The organism is Streptomyces sp. C10-9-1, from assembly GCF_024497955.1.
In the GTDB taxonomy this organism is placed as follows: Bacteria; Actinomycetota; Actinomycetes; order Streptomycetales; family Streptomycetaceae; genus Streptomyces; species Streptomyces sanyensis.
Window position 1 is genome coordinate 362,277 of the sequence record NZ_JANHKP010000002.1, and the last position, 14,605, is coordinate 376,881.

15 protein-coding genes are annotated in these 14,605 nt (G+C 73.8%); 10 read left to right on the forward strand and 5 right to left on the reverse strand.

The genetic code is table 11. The features are described 5' to 3' along the window. Nucleotides 1-49: 49 nt before the first annotated feature. Complete coding sequence (locus NPS70_RS04120) at nucleotides 50-847, reverse strand: diacylglycerol kinase (protein ID WP_256522575.1); 798 nt, start codon at nucleotides 845-847, stop codon at nucleotides 50-52. Nucleotides 848-1,000: 153 nt separating this feature from the next. Between NPS70_RS04120 and NPS70_RS04125 the strand changes: the two genes are divergently transcribed. From NPS70_RS04125 to NPS70_RS04150, 6 genes are all read left to right on the forward strand, one after another. Further along, a complete protein-coding gene (locus NPS70_RS04125; protein ID WP_256522576.1) occupies nucleotides 1,001-2,284 on the forward strand; it encodes an adenylosuccinate synthase in 1,284 nt (427 codons plus the stop codon). A 124-nt stretch (nucleotides 2,285-2,408) separates the two neighbouring features. Further along, nucleotides 2,409-3,263 carry a helix-turn-helix transcriptional regulator gene (locus NPS70_RS04130; protein WP_256522577.1) on the forward strand — a complete coding sequence of 285 codons (855 nt, stop codon included), beginning with the start codon at nucleotides 2,409-2,411 and terminating at the stop codon, nucleotides 3,261-3,263. A gap of 13 nt (nucleotides 3,264-3,276) precedes the next feature. Further along, nucleotides 3,277-3,465: a DUF397 domain-containing protein gene (locus NPS70_RS04135; RefSeq protein WP_374211940.1), complete on the forward strand. Its 189-nt coding sequence runs from the start codon at nucleotides 3,277-3,279 to the stop codon at nucleotides 3,463-3,465. Between the two features lie 180 nt (nucleotides 3,466-3,645). Further along, on the forward strand, nucleotides 3,646-3,969 hold the full coding sequence (locus tag NPS70_RS04140; RefSeq protein WP_256522581.1) for a hypothetical protein: 324 nt from the start codon (nucleotides 3,646-3,648) through the stop codon (nucleotides 3,967-3,969). After that, nucleotides 3,966-4,232: a hypothetical protein gene (locus tag NPS70_RS04145; RefSeq protein ID WP_256522583.1), complete on the forward strand. Its 267-nt coding sequence runs from the start codon at nucleotides 3,966-3,968 to the stop codon at nucleotides 4,230-4,232. The genes NPS70_RS04140 and NPS70_RS04145 overlap by 4 nt, the downstream gene beginning before the upstream one ends. 152 nt (nucleotides 4,233-4,384) lie before the next feature. Further along, nucleotides 4,385-6,121 carry a serine/threonine-protein kinase gene (locus NPS70_RS04150; RefSeq protein WP_256522587.1) on the forward strand — a complete coding sequence of 579 codons (1,737 nt, stop codon included), beginning with the start codon at nucleotides 4,385-4,387 and terminating at the stop codon, nucleotides 6,119-6,121. 34 nt (nucleotides 6,122-6,155) lie between these two features. Here NPS70_RS04150 and NPS70_RS04155 read toward each other — a convergent pair whose 3' ends face one another. Continuing rightward, a complete protein-coding gene (locus NPS70_RS04155; protein WP_374211931.1) occupies nucleotides 6,156-6,500 on the reverse strand; it encodes an SCO0607 family lipoprotein in 345 nt (114 codons plus the stop codon). A gap of 377 nt (nucleotides 6,501-6,877) precedes the next feature. Between NPS70_RS04155 and NPS70_RS04160 the strand changes: the two genes are divergently transcribed. After that, nucleotides 6,878-7,138 (forward strand): transposase, encoded by a 261-nt coding sequence (locus tag NPS70_RS04160; protein WP_374211932.1) that lies wholly within the window; start codon nucleotides 6,878-6,880, stop codon nucleotides 7,136-7,138. Between the two features lie 59 nt (nucleotides 7,139-7,197). Here the strand turns inward: NPS70_RS04160 and NPS70_RS04165 are convergent, their stop codons facing one another. Continuing rightward, on the reverse strand, nucleotides 7,198-8,373 hold the full coding sequence (locus NPS70_RS04165) for an agmatine deiminase family protein (RefSeq protein WP_256522591.1): 1,176 nt from the start codon (nucleotides 8,371-8,373) through the stop codon (nucleotides 7,198-7,200). A gap of 101 nt (nucleotides 8,374-8,474) precedes the next feature. On the opposite strand from NPS70_RS04165, the gene NPS70_RS04170 reads away from it, so the two are divergent. Next, on the forward strand, nucleotides 8,475-9,047 hold the full coding sequence (locus tag NPS70_RS04170; RefSeq protein ID WP_256522592.1) for a TetR/AcrR family transcriptional regulator: 573 nt from the start codon (nucleotides 8,475-8,477) through the stop codon (nucleotides 9,045-9,047). Nucleotides 9,048-9,106: 59 nt separating this feature from the next. Here NPS70_RS04170 and NPS70_RS04175 read toward each other — a convergent pair whose 3' ends face one another. Next, nucleotides 9,107-10,639: a substrate-binding domain-containing protein gene (locus tag NPS70_RS04175; RefSeq protein WP_256522593.1), complete on the reverse strand. Its 1,533-nt coding sequence runs from the start codon at nucleotides 10,637-10,639 to the stop codon at nucleotides 9,107-9,109. 270 nt (nucleotides 10,640-10,909) lie between these two features. Between NPS70_RS04175 and NPS70_RS04180 the strand changes: the two genes are divergently transcribed. Beyond that, on the forward strand, nucleotides 10,910-12,271 hold the full coding sequence (locus NPS70_RS04180; protein WP_256522594.1) for a S1 family peptidase: 1,362 nt from the start codon (nucleotides 10,910-10,912) through the stop codon (nucleotides 12,269-12,271). Between the two features lie 357 nt (nucleotides 12,272-12,628). Continuing rightward, the gene (locus NPS70_RS04185) at nucleotides 12,629-13,984 is read left to right on the forward strand and encodes an aspartate aminotransferase family protein (RefSeq protein ID WP_256522595.1); all 1,356 of its coding nucleotides are present in this window, start codon (nucleotides 12,629-12,631) and stop codon (nucleotides 13,982-13,984) included. A 151-nt stretch (nucleotides 13,985-14,135) separates the two neighbouring features. On the opposite strand, the gene NPS70_RS04190 is transcribed toward NPS70_RS04185, so the two are convergent. Continuing rightward, nucleotides 14,136-14,588 carry a hypothetical protein gene (locus tag NPS70_RS04190; RefSeq protein WP_256522597.1) on the reverse strand — a complete coding sequence of 151 codons (453 nt, stop codon included), beginning with the start codon at nucleotides 14,586-14,588 and terminating at the stop codon, nucleotides 14,136-14,138. Between the last annotated feature and the right edge of the window lie 17 nt (nucleotides 14,589-14,605).

A 14,605-nucleotide genomic window follows, 5' to 3' on the forward strand; every position in this document is an offset into this window, starting at 1 on the left:
GGAACCCTAGGACACGGCCCCGTGCCCCCGCCGGGCAGCCCCGTGCAGGTCAGACCGGGGGCAGCGTCAGCCCCCAGGCGCCCGGCCGGAGCGTCCAGGTGCGGGTGCGGACGGGGCCGGTGACATGGGCGTCGGCCCGGTAGCGGAAGTCCGGCCCCGAGACGGTGACGGTGAGGGCCTCGGCGCGGACCGGCTCGGGCAGCGCGGGACGCCGCACCACGACCCGCGCCCGGCCCGCGGCGCCCGCCTGGACGCTCACGGCCTCCACCGGCTGGTCCAGATCGGCGAGGAGCACCCCGTCGGCCTCGACGCGCAGCCGCTGGGGGCGGGGTGCCGCCGGGGGCGGTGCCGGGCGGGTGAGCGTGAGCACCAGGGAGCGGGCCGCCCGCAGCACCGGGCTCCCGGGCCGCGGCGCCGGGCCGAGGGCGGGGATCGTCAGCCCGCCGAGGACCACGCCGTCCGATTCGTCCACGAGCAGGTCCAGCCGCCGCACCGCGCCGTCCAGGACCGTGCGCGCCGCACCCACCGCCCCGGCGGGCACGCCCAGGGAGTGCGCGAGGTGCACCGAGGGGCCGACGGGGACGACGGCCAGGGCCCCGTCGCCCAGCCAGCGGTCGCGGTGGAGGAGGGAGACGGCGCGCAGCAGCGCCCGGTCGTCGCCGACCACCACCGGCCGCCGGGAGCCCCGCCGGGCCAGGGCGCGGGCGAACTCCTCCGGGCTCTCCGGAAGGCAGATTTTCGCCTCGGAGCCACCGCACAGGACATCCTTCGCGATCCGTACGGACTCGCCGTCGATTCGGCGGGCGACCGGGTCGATGACCACCAGCAGCTGGTCGTGAGCCGACACCTCGGTCCTTCCTCGGGTAGCATCTTTGTGCAAGAGCCCCTTGCGCTATTGCGCCAGGGGCTTCGTCTATTCCGGGGCAACCGGTCCGAAGACTCAGGCACGGCTCAGGCCCCCTGACCTTGGTCTTGCCCCGCCCGGAAGGGGTGTACGCCTGTGCCCGCACTTGTGCTGCTCGGTGCTCAGTGGGGTGACGAGGGCAAGGGAAAGGCCACCGACCTGCTCGGTGGATCCGTCGACTATGTGGTGCGCTACCAGGGTGGTAACAACGCAGGCCACACGGTCGTCGTCGGTGACCAGAAGTATGCGCTGCACCTCCTCCCTTCCGGAATCCTCTCGCCCGGTTGCACGCCGGTCATCGGCAACGGTGTCGTGGTGGACCCGGCCGTCCTGCTCTCCGAGCTGAGCGGGCTGAACGACCGCGGTGTCGACACGTCCAAGCTGCTGGTCAGCGGCAACGCCCACCTGATCACGCCGTACAACGTCACCGTGGACAAGGTGACGGAACGGTTCCTTGGGAAGCGCAAGATCGGCACCACCGGACGCGGCATCGGCCCGACGTACGCGGACAAGATCAACCGCACCGGCATCCGCGTCCAGGACCTCTACGACGAGTCGATCCTCCAGCAGAAGGTCGAGGCGGCCCTCGACACCAAGAACCAGCTGCTGACCAAGGTCTTCAACCGGCGCGCCATCGAAGCCGACCGGATCGTCGAGGAGATGCTCCAGTACGCGGAGCAGATCAGGCCCTACGTCGCCGACACCACGCTGATCCTGAACAACGCCGTGGACGAGGGCAAGGTCGTCCTCTTCGAGGGCGGCCAGGGCACGCTGCTCGACGTCGACCACGGCACGTACCCCTTCGTCACCTCGTCCAACCCGACCGCGGGCGGCGCCTGCACCGGTGCGGGCGTCGGCCCGACGAAGATCAGCCGGGTCATCGGCATCCTCAAGGCGTACACCACCCGCGTCGGCGCCGGTCCCTTCCCGACCGAGCTCTTCGACGAGGACGGCGAGGCGCTGCGCCGCATCGGCGGCGAGCGCGGTGTGACCACCGGCCGCGACCGCCGCTGCGGCTGGTTCGACGCGGTCATCGCCCGCTACGCGACCCGGGTCAACGGCCTGACGGACTTCTTCCTCACCAAGCTGGACGTGCTCACCGGCTGGGAGCAGATCCCGGTCTGCGTCGCCTACGAGATCGACGGCAAGCGCGTCGAGGAGCTGCCCTACTCGCAGACCGACTTCCACCACGCGAAGCCGATCTACGAGACCCTGCCGGGCTGGTCCGAGGACATCACCAAGGCCAAGACCTTCTCCGACCTGCCGAAGAACGCGCAGGCGTACGTGAAGGCGCTGGAGGAGATGTCGGGAGCCCCGATCTCCGCGATCGGTGTGGGCCCCGGCCGCACCGAGACGATCGAGATCAACTCCTTCCTGTAGGACCCCGGCCGCTCGACCGGTGCGAAGGCCGGCTCCGGGGACGACGGTCCCCGGAGCCGGCCTTCGCCATGGGTGCGTGTGCGTGCGCGGCTAGGCTGTCCCGGCGGGAAGGGGGCGGTCGGGAGTGAGCGCGAGGAAGCCGCCGACGGAGCGCAGGCGGCGGCTGGGCACGGAACTGCGGCGGATGCGGGAGCGGGCGGGGTTGTCCGTCAACGAGGCCGCGGTCCTGCACGGCACCGACCGTACGACCGTCAGCAACACGGAGTCCGCCCGTTCGGGCGTCAGCCCCGACCGGGTGCGCCACTGGGCCGCCAACTACGCGTGCCCGGAACCGCGTTACGTCGACGGCCTGGTGGCCATGGCGAGGGAGCGGGTCGGCGGGCAGTGGTGGGACGACTACCGGGACGTGCTTCCGTCCTCGCTGCTCGACATCGCGGAACTGGAGCACCACGCCGTCGCGTTCAGGCTGGCCCTGATGATGCACATGCCCGGGCTCCTTCAGCACCCCGACTACACCAGAGCCGTCTACGACATGGCGGTGCCCGCCCTGTCCGAGGAGACGCGTGAGCGGCTCGTCGAGTTCCGGCAGGCGCGGGCGGCGGTCCTGGAGCGGCACTCCAAGCCTCGGTGCACCTTCCTGATCCACGAGGCCGCCCTGCGCATGCGGTTCGGCGGCAGAGCCGTGGTGCTCGCGCAGTTCCGCCACCTGTCGGAGCAGGCGGAGCGTCCCAACGTGGCGATCCGGGTCGTCCCCTTCGCGGCGGGCGGTTTCCCCAATCCCGGTGCCGCCGCCTTCTACGCGCACGGCCCGGTCGCCGACCTGGACACGGTGCAGTTGGATGTACCGACGGGTGTGACGTTCCTGCACGCGCCCGGTTCCCTGGAGAACTACCGTGAGGTGCTGGACCGTATGGAGCAGTGCGCGCTGGGCCCGCGTGAATCCCTGGACTTCATCGGCACGGTGGCGAAGGCGGTATGAGGGCGTGACGTCGGTGGACACTCCGTGGCGCAAGTCGTCATTCTCCACGGACACCGGAAACTGCATCGAAGTCGCGACGCGGGACGGTGTCGTCCTGCTCCGTGAGAGCGACAGGCCGGACGTCGTGGTGGAGACCACCCCCGCCAAACTGCGGGCGTTCCTCGCGGGTGCCAAGGCGGGGGAGTTCGACGACCTGGCGTGATCGGCATATGCCAGCACGGCGCAACATGTTGTTCCGGTTGCGATGTGCTCGATACGCTGAGTGCGTGAGCGGCAACCGGCAGTGCTGGTCCGTGTCTTGCCGCGCACAGGAAAGCCCCGGCGGTGTTAGCGGCACCCCGGGGCGAGGCCAACGCCCTTCCCTCACCGAGGAGACGTCAGCATGCTCCAGCGTATCCGGCGTGCCTTCCGGCGCGCAGCCGCTTGGCAACGCACCCCCCTGCCCCGGCGCCAGGCGCCGACGCCCCCGCCCTCACCCGTCCCCGCCCTCCGTGCGGCCTCCCCGCACCGCCCCCGTTCCCTCCGGGCCCTTCGTGACGCGGTCCCGCTCGACCACCCCGGCCGCCTGGTGCGCCCCTACCTCGTCGCCCACGAGCGGCAGGAGCGGCGGGCGGATACGCAGGTGGCGGCGGCCGGGAACCACCTGGGGCCGTGGTTCCTCCACGGGCACGAGGCCGGCCTGCCCGTGAGGGGAGCGGCGGCATGAGCGACGCCGACAGGATGCGGATCAGCCGGGTGCCCGGCAAGCCCGTGCGGCGGGACAGGGACGGAGGACTGGTGGTCGACCTCTGGCTCACCCGGGCCGGGGCCTTCGCCACGGACCTGCCCCTGCGGCTCACGCCCGACGAAGCGGAGGTGCTGCACGCGCAGTTGTGCTTCGCGCTGGACGACGTGCCGCTCCCCGAGGCGGGGCAGCGGGTGCCGGACTGCCGGGGACCCGCCCGCGCCCCCACCCTGCGGTGGCCCTGAGCCCTGAGCCCTGAGCCCCGGGCGCTGAATGCCGGGTCCCGGGCGGCCGGACGGCGGCCGCCCCGGACCCGGTCGCGCGCCCCCGCTTGTCCGACCGGCGGGTAACCGGGGGCGTGTTCCGGCTGTCGTCCCGGTCTCGTAGCATCCCGGGCATGAACGACGGGGAGCCCGGCAGACGGGTGATCGACGGCCGCTTCGAGCTTCAGGCACGGCTCGGGGGCGGCGGCATGGGCATGGTGTGGCGCGCACGCGATCTGGTGCTGGACCGGGCCGTCGCCCTCAAGGAGGTGCGGCCGCCCGATCCGGGGCTGGCCGAGTACGACCCCGAGGCCGCGGCCATGCTCCGCGCCCGTGTGCTGCGCGAGGCGCGGGCGCTCGCGCGCGTCGACCACCCCAACGTGGTGACCATCCACCACGTGGTCGACGGCGACGAGCACGCCTACCCCTGGATCGTCATGGAGCTGGTGACGGGAGGCTCGCTGGCCGACCTCCTCGCCCGCGGCCCGATGGAGCCGAGGGAGGCCGCCCGGCTGGGCCGCGAGGTCCTCTCCGCGCTGCGCGCCGCGCACGCCGCGGGGATCCAGCACCGGGACGTCAAGCCCGCCAACGTGCTGCTGCGGCCCGACGGACGGCCCGTGCTCACCGACTTCGGCATCGCCGCCATCCGCGAGTCCACGGCCCTGACCGCCACCGGCTCCGTCATCGGCACGCCCGACTTCATGGCGCCCGAGCGCATCTCCGGGGGCGACGGCGGACCCGAGTCCGACATCTGGTCGCTCGCGATGATGCTGTACGTCGCGGTGGAGGGGCACCACCCGCTGCGCAAGGGCTCCACCCTGGCCACGCTGGCCGCCGTGCTCAGCGAGGAGCTGCCCCCGCCGCGCCAGGCGGGCCCGCTGGCTCCGGCGCTCGGTGCGATCCTGGTCAAGGACGCCTCCGTGCGGCCCGACGCCGCCGCCGTGGACGAGCTCCTGCGCCGGGCGGAGGAGGACGATCCGGGCCCCGCGGCACCCGCCGGGGGACCCGCCACCTCCTACCACCTGACCCCGCCCACCCCGCCCGCCGGGGGCGGGTACGGCACCCCCGCCCCGCCCCCCGGCGGTGTGTTCGGTGCCCCGACCCCGCCCACGGCGGGCGGCTACGGAGCCCCGGCGGGCGGGTACGGGCCGCCGGCCACGGCGCCCGTCCTCCCGGCCGGGGCGGACGGCGCGCGCCGCGGCGTCCGGCGCAGGCGGGGTGTCGCGGTCGGTGCCGCGGCCGTGTCCGTCGCCCTCACCGGCACCCTGGTCTGGGCGTTCCTCCCGGACGGCGGTGACGAGGACCCCGGCGGCGCCAAGGGCCGGGGCATCGTGGCCACGGGCTCCCCCGGCACCTCCGCCACCCCCGGCGCCGACCCGGTCGACGCGGAGGAGCAGCCCGAGGAGACGACCGACCTGCTCACCCCGGACGGCATCCGCACCGCCGTGGACGCACTGAAGGAGGCCGCGGGCACGGACCGGATGAGCCGGCTGGCCGTCTACCCGGAGCACGTCTCCGCCAACGTCATGGTCGGCGACAGCAAGACCCGCTACGACAGCTGGACCTACCGCCCCGGCCAGGGCGCGGAGAAGGGCATCATCAGCGGGTCGGTCACCTCGATGGAGAGCGCCTTCGACGTGGACGACTTCGACTGGGACGCCGTCCCGGCGCTGTTCACGCGGGCCGAGAAGGAGCTGAACGTCACGGACGCCACCTCCCGCTACCTGCTCGTCGAGGGCGACGACCCGACCTTCGGGGACCCGCAGCACATGTCCGCCTACCTCTCCAACGACTACAGCGAGGTCGGCTATCTGACGGCGGACCCCAAGGGCAAGGTGACCCTGGTGATGCCCCACGAGGACCGGGACTGACGGCCCGGTCCCCGCTCGGGTCCGGCGGCCGGCCCTACTCGGGCGCGTCGACGATCTCCCCCTGCTCGTCGACGGTGTGGGTGCGCCAGTAGACGTCCCACTCGTCGTCCACGTGCTGAGGCACCTTGCCCTCCGGGTAGCGGGTGTACCCCTCGGGCACCGGGTCGCCGTCCGCGACGCACGCGGAGCCGGTGGCGCCCACGGTCATCACCGGGTACTCGCCGCCCGCGCAGATGGCGTCCCGGAAGGTCACGGAGCAGCCGGTGAGCGTCAGCGCGGCCGCCGCGCCCGCGAGCGCGCAGGCGGCCGCGGTGCGGACCCGGCGGCGGGCGGATGCGGCGGCGGTCGGGCGGACGGGCTGCGGGACGGGCTCGGGCACGGTGGTCTCCCCTGTTTCGGTCTCGGTCCCGACCACTGTCGCCGACCGGCGGCGCCGGGGGCCTGAGTACCGCTACTCATCCGCCGTACCGGGGTCAGGGGTGCCCGAAGCCCTGGAGCACCCCGGCCGCGGTGAAGCACAGCGCCCCGGTGAGGGTGCCCCGGTTCGACACCGTCAGGCTCACGGGAGCGTTTCGGCTCGTGGGTGGCCGGGGCGCCCGGTGCGGCGGGCAGGCACAGCCCGGAGCCCGGCGGGAGCTGCCACCACCCACCGGCCGGGGCCGAGGGGCTTCTCAGAGGCAGGTTCGTGAGGTCTTGAGTGGATCTGACGTCGCCTGATGGTGTGGGTGCGGACGAGCAGTGGCTCTGATCGAGCCGGTGATCACTGCGTGGAAGGACCGGCACCGCTCAGTCGGCGGCCGCCAGGGCGCCTACGCGATGCGGGAGATCGTGAACGCGATCCCCTGCCAGGGCCGCACCGGCTGCCAGTGGGCCCATCTCCCGCACGACCTGCCGCCGAAGAGTGCGACGTACCGCTACTGGGTGCCGGGCCGCAAGCGGGGACTGGCCGTGGACGTGCTGGGCTTGGTCATCGCCGTCATCGCCGTCATCGCCGTCATCGTCACCAGGAGGCAGTAGCCGACCAGGCACCGCGGTCCGCTGCCTTGCCTCAACCTCGCCGGGAACCGCACAGCACCTCAAGAGCTGCTGCTCTCTGCGGCCTTGGGCTGCTGTTGGGTGGCGCAGTGGATGCCACCGCCGCCTTCGGCGACGGTGTGGATCTCCAGCTGGACGACCTCGCGATCGGGGTAGAGGTCGCCGATGACGGCGGCGGCCTGCTGGTCGGCTTTGCGGTCGCCGAAGCGGGGGACGAGGACGGCGTCGTTGGCGATGTAGTAGTTGGCGTAGGAGCCGAGGAAGTCCTCCCCGCGGCGGCCGAGCCGGGTGGGGTCGGGTTCGGGGAGGTCGATGATCTCGAACCCTCTTCCACGGGCGTCGGTCGTGCCCTCCAGGACGCCGCGCGCCTGGTCGTAGGCGCGGGTCCACACGTCGGGTCCGTCGCCGGCCCAGGCGCGGCCGAGCAGGACGACACCGTTCTCTGCGAAGCGGGCCAGCGAGTCGACGTGGTAGTCGGTGATGTCCTGGCCCTTGACGCCCTTGAACCAGATCACCTTGTCGGCGCCGACCAGGTTCTTGAGGGAGTTCCCGATCTCGTCGCGGCTCAGGTCGGGGTTGCGGTTGGGGTTGACCAAAGAGCTCTCGGTGACCAGGAGGGTGCCGTGGCCGTCCACTTCCAGTGAGCCGCCCTCTCCCGCCAGCGGCGCGTCGACACGGGGGACGCCTGCGTACTCCAGGACGGCGCGGGCGACCTTCGCGTCGTGCTCGTGTTCCTGCTTGCCGCCCCAGCCGTTGAAGTGCAGGTCGATGCCCTGGAGACCTTTCGGGCCCTGGACGAAGGTCGGGCCGCTGTCACGCATCCACAGGTCGTCGGTGGGTACCGCGATCACCTCGACTCCGGAGCCGCAGGCCCGGCGGGCGGCCTTGACTTCCTCCGGGGCAGCCAGCATGACTACAGGCTCGAACTCGGCCAGCGCCCGGGCGATGCCCGCGATGTCGCGCTGGACGTCGTCGGCCATGTCCTCCCAGACCGAGTCCAGCGGCGGCCAGGACATGAACGTGCGGACATGCTCGCGGGTCTCCGCCGGCATGAACAGCTCGGCCTGATGCCGCATGGGCACCGCGCTCTCCTCCGTCCCGGCCGACGGCCGGCCCGACTCCTTCTCCCGGTCCTGGGCGCAGGCTGTCAGCCCCGCGGCGGCCAGCGCGGCAGCCAGACCGCCCCTCAGCACGCTTCGGCGGTTCGGTCTCCTCATGACACGGCTCCCATCCCGGAATTCCTGACTGAAATTTCAGTCAGGGTGTGACGGTAGCATTGCCTCCGTCACCGCCTGGAACCTTTCTAGGGAGCCGAACCGTGTCCGCCCGCCGCACCGCCATCCTGGAAGCCGCCGCCCGTGTCATCGCGCAGCGCGGCATCAGGGGCCTGCGAGTCGAAGAGCTGGCCGAGGAGGCCGGCGTGTCGACCTCGCTGATCTACTACCACTTCCGCGACCGGGCCGGTCTCCTCGCCCGCACACTCGACTTCATCAACACCCGAGCCGAGCACTACACCCAGCCCACCAGCGACCCCGATACCGACCCCCGCGGCCACCTGGAAGAGATGCTGCTCCTCGAACTCCAGGACACCCCCGCCGTCGTCGAGAACAGCACCGCCTGGGGCGAACTGCGCTCCACCGCCGTCTTCCGGCCCGAACTGCGCGACCAGCTCCGCACCACCACCGACAGCTGGAACGACTACACCAGCGACCTGATCCACCGCGCCCAGCAGACCGGCCGCGCCACCCCCGACATCTCACCCGACGACGCCGCCCATCGGCTCACCGCCCTCGTCGAAGGACTCAGCAAACGCTGGCTCAGCGGCACCCTCACCCTCGAACGCTCCCGCCACCTCCTGCGCGGCGCCATCGTCGCAGAACTCGGCCCCTGACCCGGCCGGCACGGCCTCGCCCTCACCTGAAGCAGGGCGTCAACCTGCGAACCGCGTTCTCAAGGCGCGTCCTCGCCGCAGACGCGCAGGCCCCTGGGGGAGGCGCAGGGCAGATGGCCGTGGGTGGTGATCACGTCCTGGCCCGGGCCGCGGCTCATGTAGGCGAGGAAGCTGGAGGCCAGGGAGTCCGCGGGCGGGCGGCCGTAGGTGTAGGCGTACTCGATCTCGCGGTACGGGTAGTCGCTGACGTCGAGGTCGTCGACCGGGGGCGCCGCCCCGTCGATCGCCAGGCGGTGGAGCCCCTTGAGCGTGGTGCCCGCGCGCAGTTCGCTGTAGCCGATGGCACCGTCGAGGCGGGCGACGGTCTGGAGGACCTGCCGGGTGCTGTCCAGCTCGCAGCGCACCACGGGGGCGTCCCGGTCGTCGCGGGTGGTGCAGTCGCGCGAGGAGTTGGCGAGCTCGTTGCGCCCGAGGACGCGGCGCTGGAAGACCTCGCGGGTACCCGAGTTGGCGTCCCGGCTGACCAGCCGGACGGGCAGGTCGGGACCGCCGAGGCGGCTCCAGTTGCCGATCTCGCCCCGGTACAGCCGCCGCACGTCCGCCAGCGCCAGGTCCTCCAGCGGCACCGCGTCGTTGACCACCAGGGTGAACACCGAGACGGCGATGCGGTGTTCGCGCAGCCGGGGACGCCCGGGAGGCTTGGGCCCGTCGGCGAGGGCGATCACGGAGGGGGAGCCGCCGCGGCTGCGGGCGCCGGCCTCGGCCAGGCTCCGGATGCCGGCGTTGGTGCCGTGGGCGTCGACCGTCACCTCCGCGCCCGCGCAGTCCTGCTCGTAGCGCTTCGCGAGTTCGGCGAGCACCGGTTCGAAGGCCGTGGAGCCGGTGAGGGTGAGGGTGCCCCGCGCGCAGCCCATGGGTGGACGGTTGTCGCCGCGGGTGACGATGATCGCGGCCAGGGCGACCACGCAGACCGTCAGCAGCACGGTCACCAGGCGCGCCGCCCGGCTGAAGAGCGGCAGCCGCTCGTCGGTGGGGACGGCCCGGTTGGGTGTGACGTCGCCGTCCCGGATGCCGCCGGTCACCGTGACCGGGCTGCCGACCGGCCCGCCGGTGAGCAGCACCAGCAGCTTGAAGTGCTGCCCCTGGTTCAGTGGCACCCGGGGCAGATGAATCGTTCCTTCGCTGTGGCGCATCCCGGCGGCGGCCGTGAAGTGGTCCATCAGGTGGTCCGCCCCCGGAGGCTGGGTCACCGCGATGGCGCGGACCGTCCGCCCGGTGAACTCCGCCGTCAGGCCGTGGACCTCGCGCCCGGTGTAGTCGGCGTCCGCGATCGACTGGGAGCCGTCGTTCTCGACGCGCAGCAGCACCAGTGTGGCGTCCGACATCTCCGGGGCCTCGTTGAACAGCCCCAGGCGGAAGTTGGGCCGCCCGGAGCGCACACTGCTGCCGATCGGGGTGTCCATCTGCACCCGGTAGCCGATGCGGCGGCGGCGCGGCACCCGCCGCTCGTACCAGAGCACCCCGACGGAGACGAGCACACCGAGCAGCGCCGTGGCCACGGCGACGGTGTTCTCGGGATTCAGCCACTCCACGACGCCACGGTAGGGCGGCCCGATGGCCGGATGTCGGCCCAACGGCGGTGATGTCAGGGGAAGTTCGCTCTGTGTTCAGCGTGGGGGCGGGCCGCTCCCGTAGCCGCCCGCCCGTCCTCGCGGACCGGCCGTGCCCGGGAGGCCCGGGACGCGCCCGGGGCACCCGCCGCTCGGGTCCGCTCCCCCGCCCCACCTGAACGGCCCGGCCCCGCGCCGCGTATGGAAGGGACGAGACCCGAGACCGTACGAGACGACCACCTGGGGCCGCGGATGAGGCACGCACGACGGAAACTGCGCCGGCTGGTGCGGCTGGCCGCCGCCTGCGGGCTGGTGTGCGGCGGGCTGATGACCTCCGGGGCGTTCGCGGGGGAGGACCCCGGCGGCGCCCGCACGGCGGCGGTCGCCGCGGGGGACCTGGTCGCCCGGCTGGGCACCGACCGGACCGCCGGGAGCTGGACCACGGCCGACGGGCGCACCGTGGTGGCGGTCACCGACCGGGACGCGGCCGCCGAGGTGCGGGCGGCCGGAGCCGACCCCAAGGTGGTGCGGCACAGCACCGACCGGCTGCTGGCCGCCGCGGAATCCCTGCGGGAGGCGCCGCGGGTGCCGGGGACGGCCTGGTCCGTGGACTACCGGACCAACGAGGTGCGCGTCCGGGCGGACAGCACGGTCTCCGCGGACGACTGGTCCCGGATGACGGAGCTCGCCGAGTCGATCGGCGGCTTCGTCCGGATGGAGCGGACCCGGGGCGCCTTCACCACGCGGGTGGACGGGGCCTCCTCGATCATCGGCGACCAGCGGCGCTGCTCCGCCGGGTTCAACGTCACCGACGGCCGCGGGGCCTTCATCCTCACGGCCGGGCACTGCGGCCCGGAGGGCACCGCCTGGTTCCGCGGCGGGGGCCGGGGGCTCGGCCTGCTCGGGACGACGACCGCCTCGGCCTTCCCCGGCTCCGACTACTCCCTGGTCCGCTACGAGGACGAGGACGCCGCGAGCCTGACCAACACGGTCGCGATCGGCGGCGGCCGGGGCGTGCGCATCATCGGCATCGCCGATCCCGTGGTCGGTGCCCAGGTGTTCCGCAGCGGCAGCACCACCGGGTTCCGCACGGGGCGGGTGACGGCCGTGAACGCGACCGTCAACTACCCGGAGGGCACCGTCTCCGGACTGATCGAGACCACCGTCTGCGCCGAGCCCGGCGACAGCGGGGGGCCGCTCTTCTCGGAGGGGCTGGCACTCGGGGTGACCTCGGGCGGCGACGGCGACTGCAGCACCGGCGGCACGACCTACTTCCAGCCCGTGACGGACGCGCTCCGGGCGCTGGGCATGCGGATGGCGGGCATCACCGCCCCGGCGCCGCCCGGCGGCGAGCCCGGTACGGAGGCGGGGGCGGTCCCGGCGCCCGGTGCCCCGCCCGCGGGCGCCACCGGGGGAGCGTCCCTTCCCGGGGCCGAGATCCCGCCCGGGCCGGGCGAGGGCCGCCGGGTCACCAGCATCGTGAAGTTCGACGACCCGGGCCTCGGGCTCGGCGTGATCGGCGCGAGCCTCGGCCTGCTGGTGGCCGCCCGCTGGATCGGTGCCGCGCAGGACCGCAGGAACTTCCGGAACTTCCAGTCGGCCAGCTGGGGGTGAGCCCCGGCTGGACGCGGGCGGGGGCGTGCCGGGACGGGCGCGGCCCCGGCGCCGTCCGTCCCGGTCGGGACGGACGGCGGCAGGAGGGGAGGCCGGGGTCCTACGGGGAGGGGCCCCGGCCGCCCCCTCCGCCGTCCCGGGAGGGGCCCGGACCGGCGCCGGAGGGCGCTTCCCCCGGCGCCGGTCCGGCCCCCCCGTCCGTCCTGTCCGTCCCGTCCGTCCGGGCCCCGGACGGACGGCGCCGTGCGCCGGACGGGCCCTGGCGGTGCCCCGGCGCGACACCCTGCCGAGATCAGGCCCGGAGTCCATACAGGGTGGCCATGTCGACCGCCCCCGGACACTTCCTACGCTGGCCGCATGACCCCTCATGCCGATCCGCAGACCGGCGCCGCCGTCAAGGCCGCCGACCGCGCGCACGTGTTCCACTCCTGGTCAGCCCAGGGCCTGATCGACCCGCTCGCCGTCGCCGGCGCCGAGGGGGCGTACTTCTGGGACTACGACGGGAACCGCTACCTCGACTTCACCAGCGGTCTCGTCTACACCAACATCGGGTACCAGCACCCCAGGGTGGTGGCCGCGATCCAGGAGCAGGCCGGCAGGCTCGCCACCTTCGCCCCCGCCTTCGCCGTCCAGGCGCGCTCCGAGGCCGCCCGGCTGATCGCCGAGCGCACCCCCGGGGACCTGGACCGGATCTTCTTCACCAACGGCGGTGCCGAGGCGGTCGAGCACGCCATCCGCATGGCCCGGCTGCACACCGGCCGTCCGAAGGTGATGTCCGCCTACCGCTCGTACCACGGCGGCACCGCCACCGCCATCAACATCACCGGCGACCCGCGCCGCTGGGCCAGCGACAGCGGCACCGCGGGCGTGGTCCACTTCTGGGGCCCCTTCCCCTACCGCTCCGCCTTCTACGCGGCGGACGAGGACCAGGAGTGCGCCCGCGCCCTGGCCCACCTGGAGGAGACCATCGCCTTCGAGGGCCCGGGGACCATCGCCGCGATCATCCTGGAGACGATCCCCGGCACCGCGGGCATCATGGTCCCGCCGCCGGGCTACCTCGCGGGCGTACGCGAGATCTGCGACCGCCACGGCATCGTCCTCGTCCTCGACGAGGTCATGGCCGGGTTCGGGCGCACCGGCCGGTGGTTCGCGGCCGAGCACTTCGGCGTCGTGCCGGACCTGATGACCTTCGCCAAGGGAGTCAACTCCGGTTACGTCCCGCTCGGCGGGGTGGCCATCTCCGACCGGATCGCCGCCACCTTCGAGCGTCGGCCCTACCCCGGCGGCCTCACCTACTCCGGTCACCCGCTGGCCTGCGCGGCCGCCGTGGCCACCATCGAGGCGATGGAGGAGGAGAAGGTCGTCGAGAACGCGGCCGCCCTCGGCGAGACCGTCGTCGGCCCCGCCCTGCGGGCCCTGGCCGAGCGCCACCCCTCGGTCGGGGAGGTGCGCGGCACCGGCATGTTCTGGGCGCTCGACCTGGTGCGCGATCGCGCCACCCGCGAGCCCCTGGTGCCGTACAACGCCTCGGGGGAGGCGAACGCGCCGATGGCGGCGTTCGCGGCGGCCTGCAAGCGCGGCGGTCTGTGGCCCTTCGTGAACATGAACCGCACCCATGTGGTCCCGCCCTGCAACGTCACCGAGGCCGAGCTCAAGGAGGGCTTCGCGGCCCTCGACGCGGCGCTCTCGGTCGCCGACGAGCACACGGTGTGACGGGCGGCGGCCGAGCGGCCCGTGCCCCGGTGCTCCGGGCACCGGCGCGCGGGCACCCGGCCGCAGGGCCGTGACCGCGGCCCGACGGGTGCTGCCGGTCGTGACCACGACCGGCAGCACCCGTCGCCCCGCCCCCGGGGCTCCCGGGTGCTCACGCCCCGCGCTCCACCTCCAGGTACCGGCGCCCCCCGGGACCGCGATAGAGCAGCGCCTCCCAGCCGAGGCCGGTGAGCACCCGCGCGCAGCCCCTGAGCCGGGCCTCCGCCTCGTGCGCCGCCCCGCTGCCGGGCGGCCCGAGCCATTCCACCCGCACCGTGCCCGGCCGCCCGCCCTCCGCGACGCGGTAGCCCGTCGCGGTGCGCGCCCCGTCCGGGGCGGAGGCCGAGGGGGGCAGCCCGGAGGCCTCCAGCGCCAGGGAGACGGCGCGGACCGCACGGTGCACCTCCCACGGCGCGGGCACCGCCTCCGGGTCGGCGGCGGTGGGCGAGGTCACCCGCCGGATCGCCAGCAGCGCCTCGAACGCCGCCCGCACCTCCGCCGCCCGGCCGGGGGCGTCCGCGGGGCCCGCCCCGTCACCGCTCGCGGGCTCGAAAGCATCCGTCACGCGTGCCTCTCCCTTCC

What these genes read in the sequence shown, in the direction of transcription:
- NPS70_RS04140 (WP_256522581.1), top strand. Translation starts at nt 3,646, where the DNA reads ATGCTCCAGCGTATCCGGCGTGCCTTCCGGCGCGCAGCCGCTTGGCAA.
- NPS70_RS04145 (WP_256522583.1), top strand. Translation starts at nt 3,966, where the DNA reads ATGAGCGACGCCGACAGGATGCGGATCAGCCGGGTGCCCGGCAAGCCC.
- NPS70_RS04150 (WP_256522587.1), top strand. Translation starts at nt 4,385, where the DNA reads ATGAACGACGGGGAGCCCGGCAGACGGGTGATCGACGGCCGCTTCGAG.
- NPS70_RS04165 (WP_256522591.1), bottom strand. Translation starts at nt 8,373, where the DNA reads ATGAGGAGACCGAACCGCCGAAGCGTGCTGAGGGGCGGTCTGGCTGCC.
- NPS70_RS04180 (WP_256522594.1), top strand. Translation starts at nt 10,910, where the DNA reads ATGAGGCACGCACGACGGAAACTGCGCCGGCTGGTGCGGCTGGCCGCC.
- NPS70_RS04185 (WP_256522595.1), top strand. Translation starts at nt 12,629, where the DNA reads ATGACCCCTCATGCCGATCCGCAGACCGGCGCCGCCGTCAAGGCCGCC.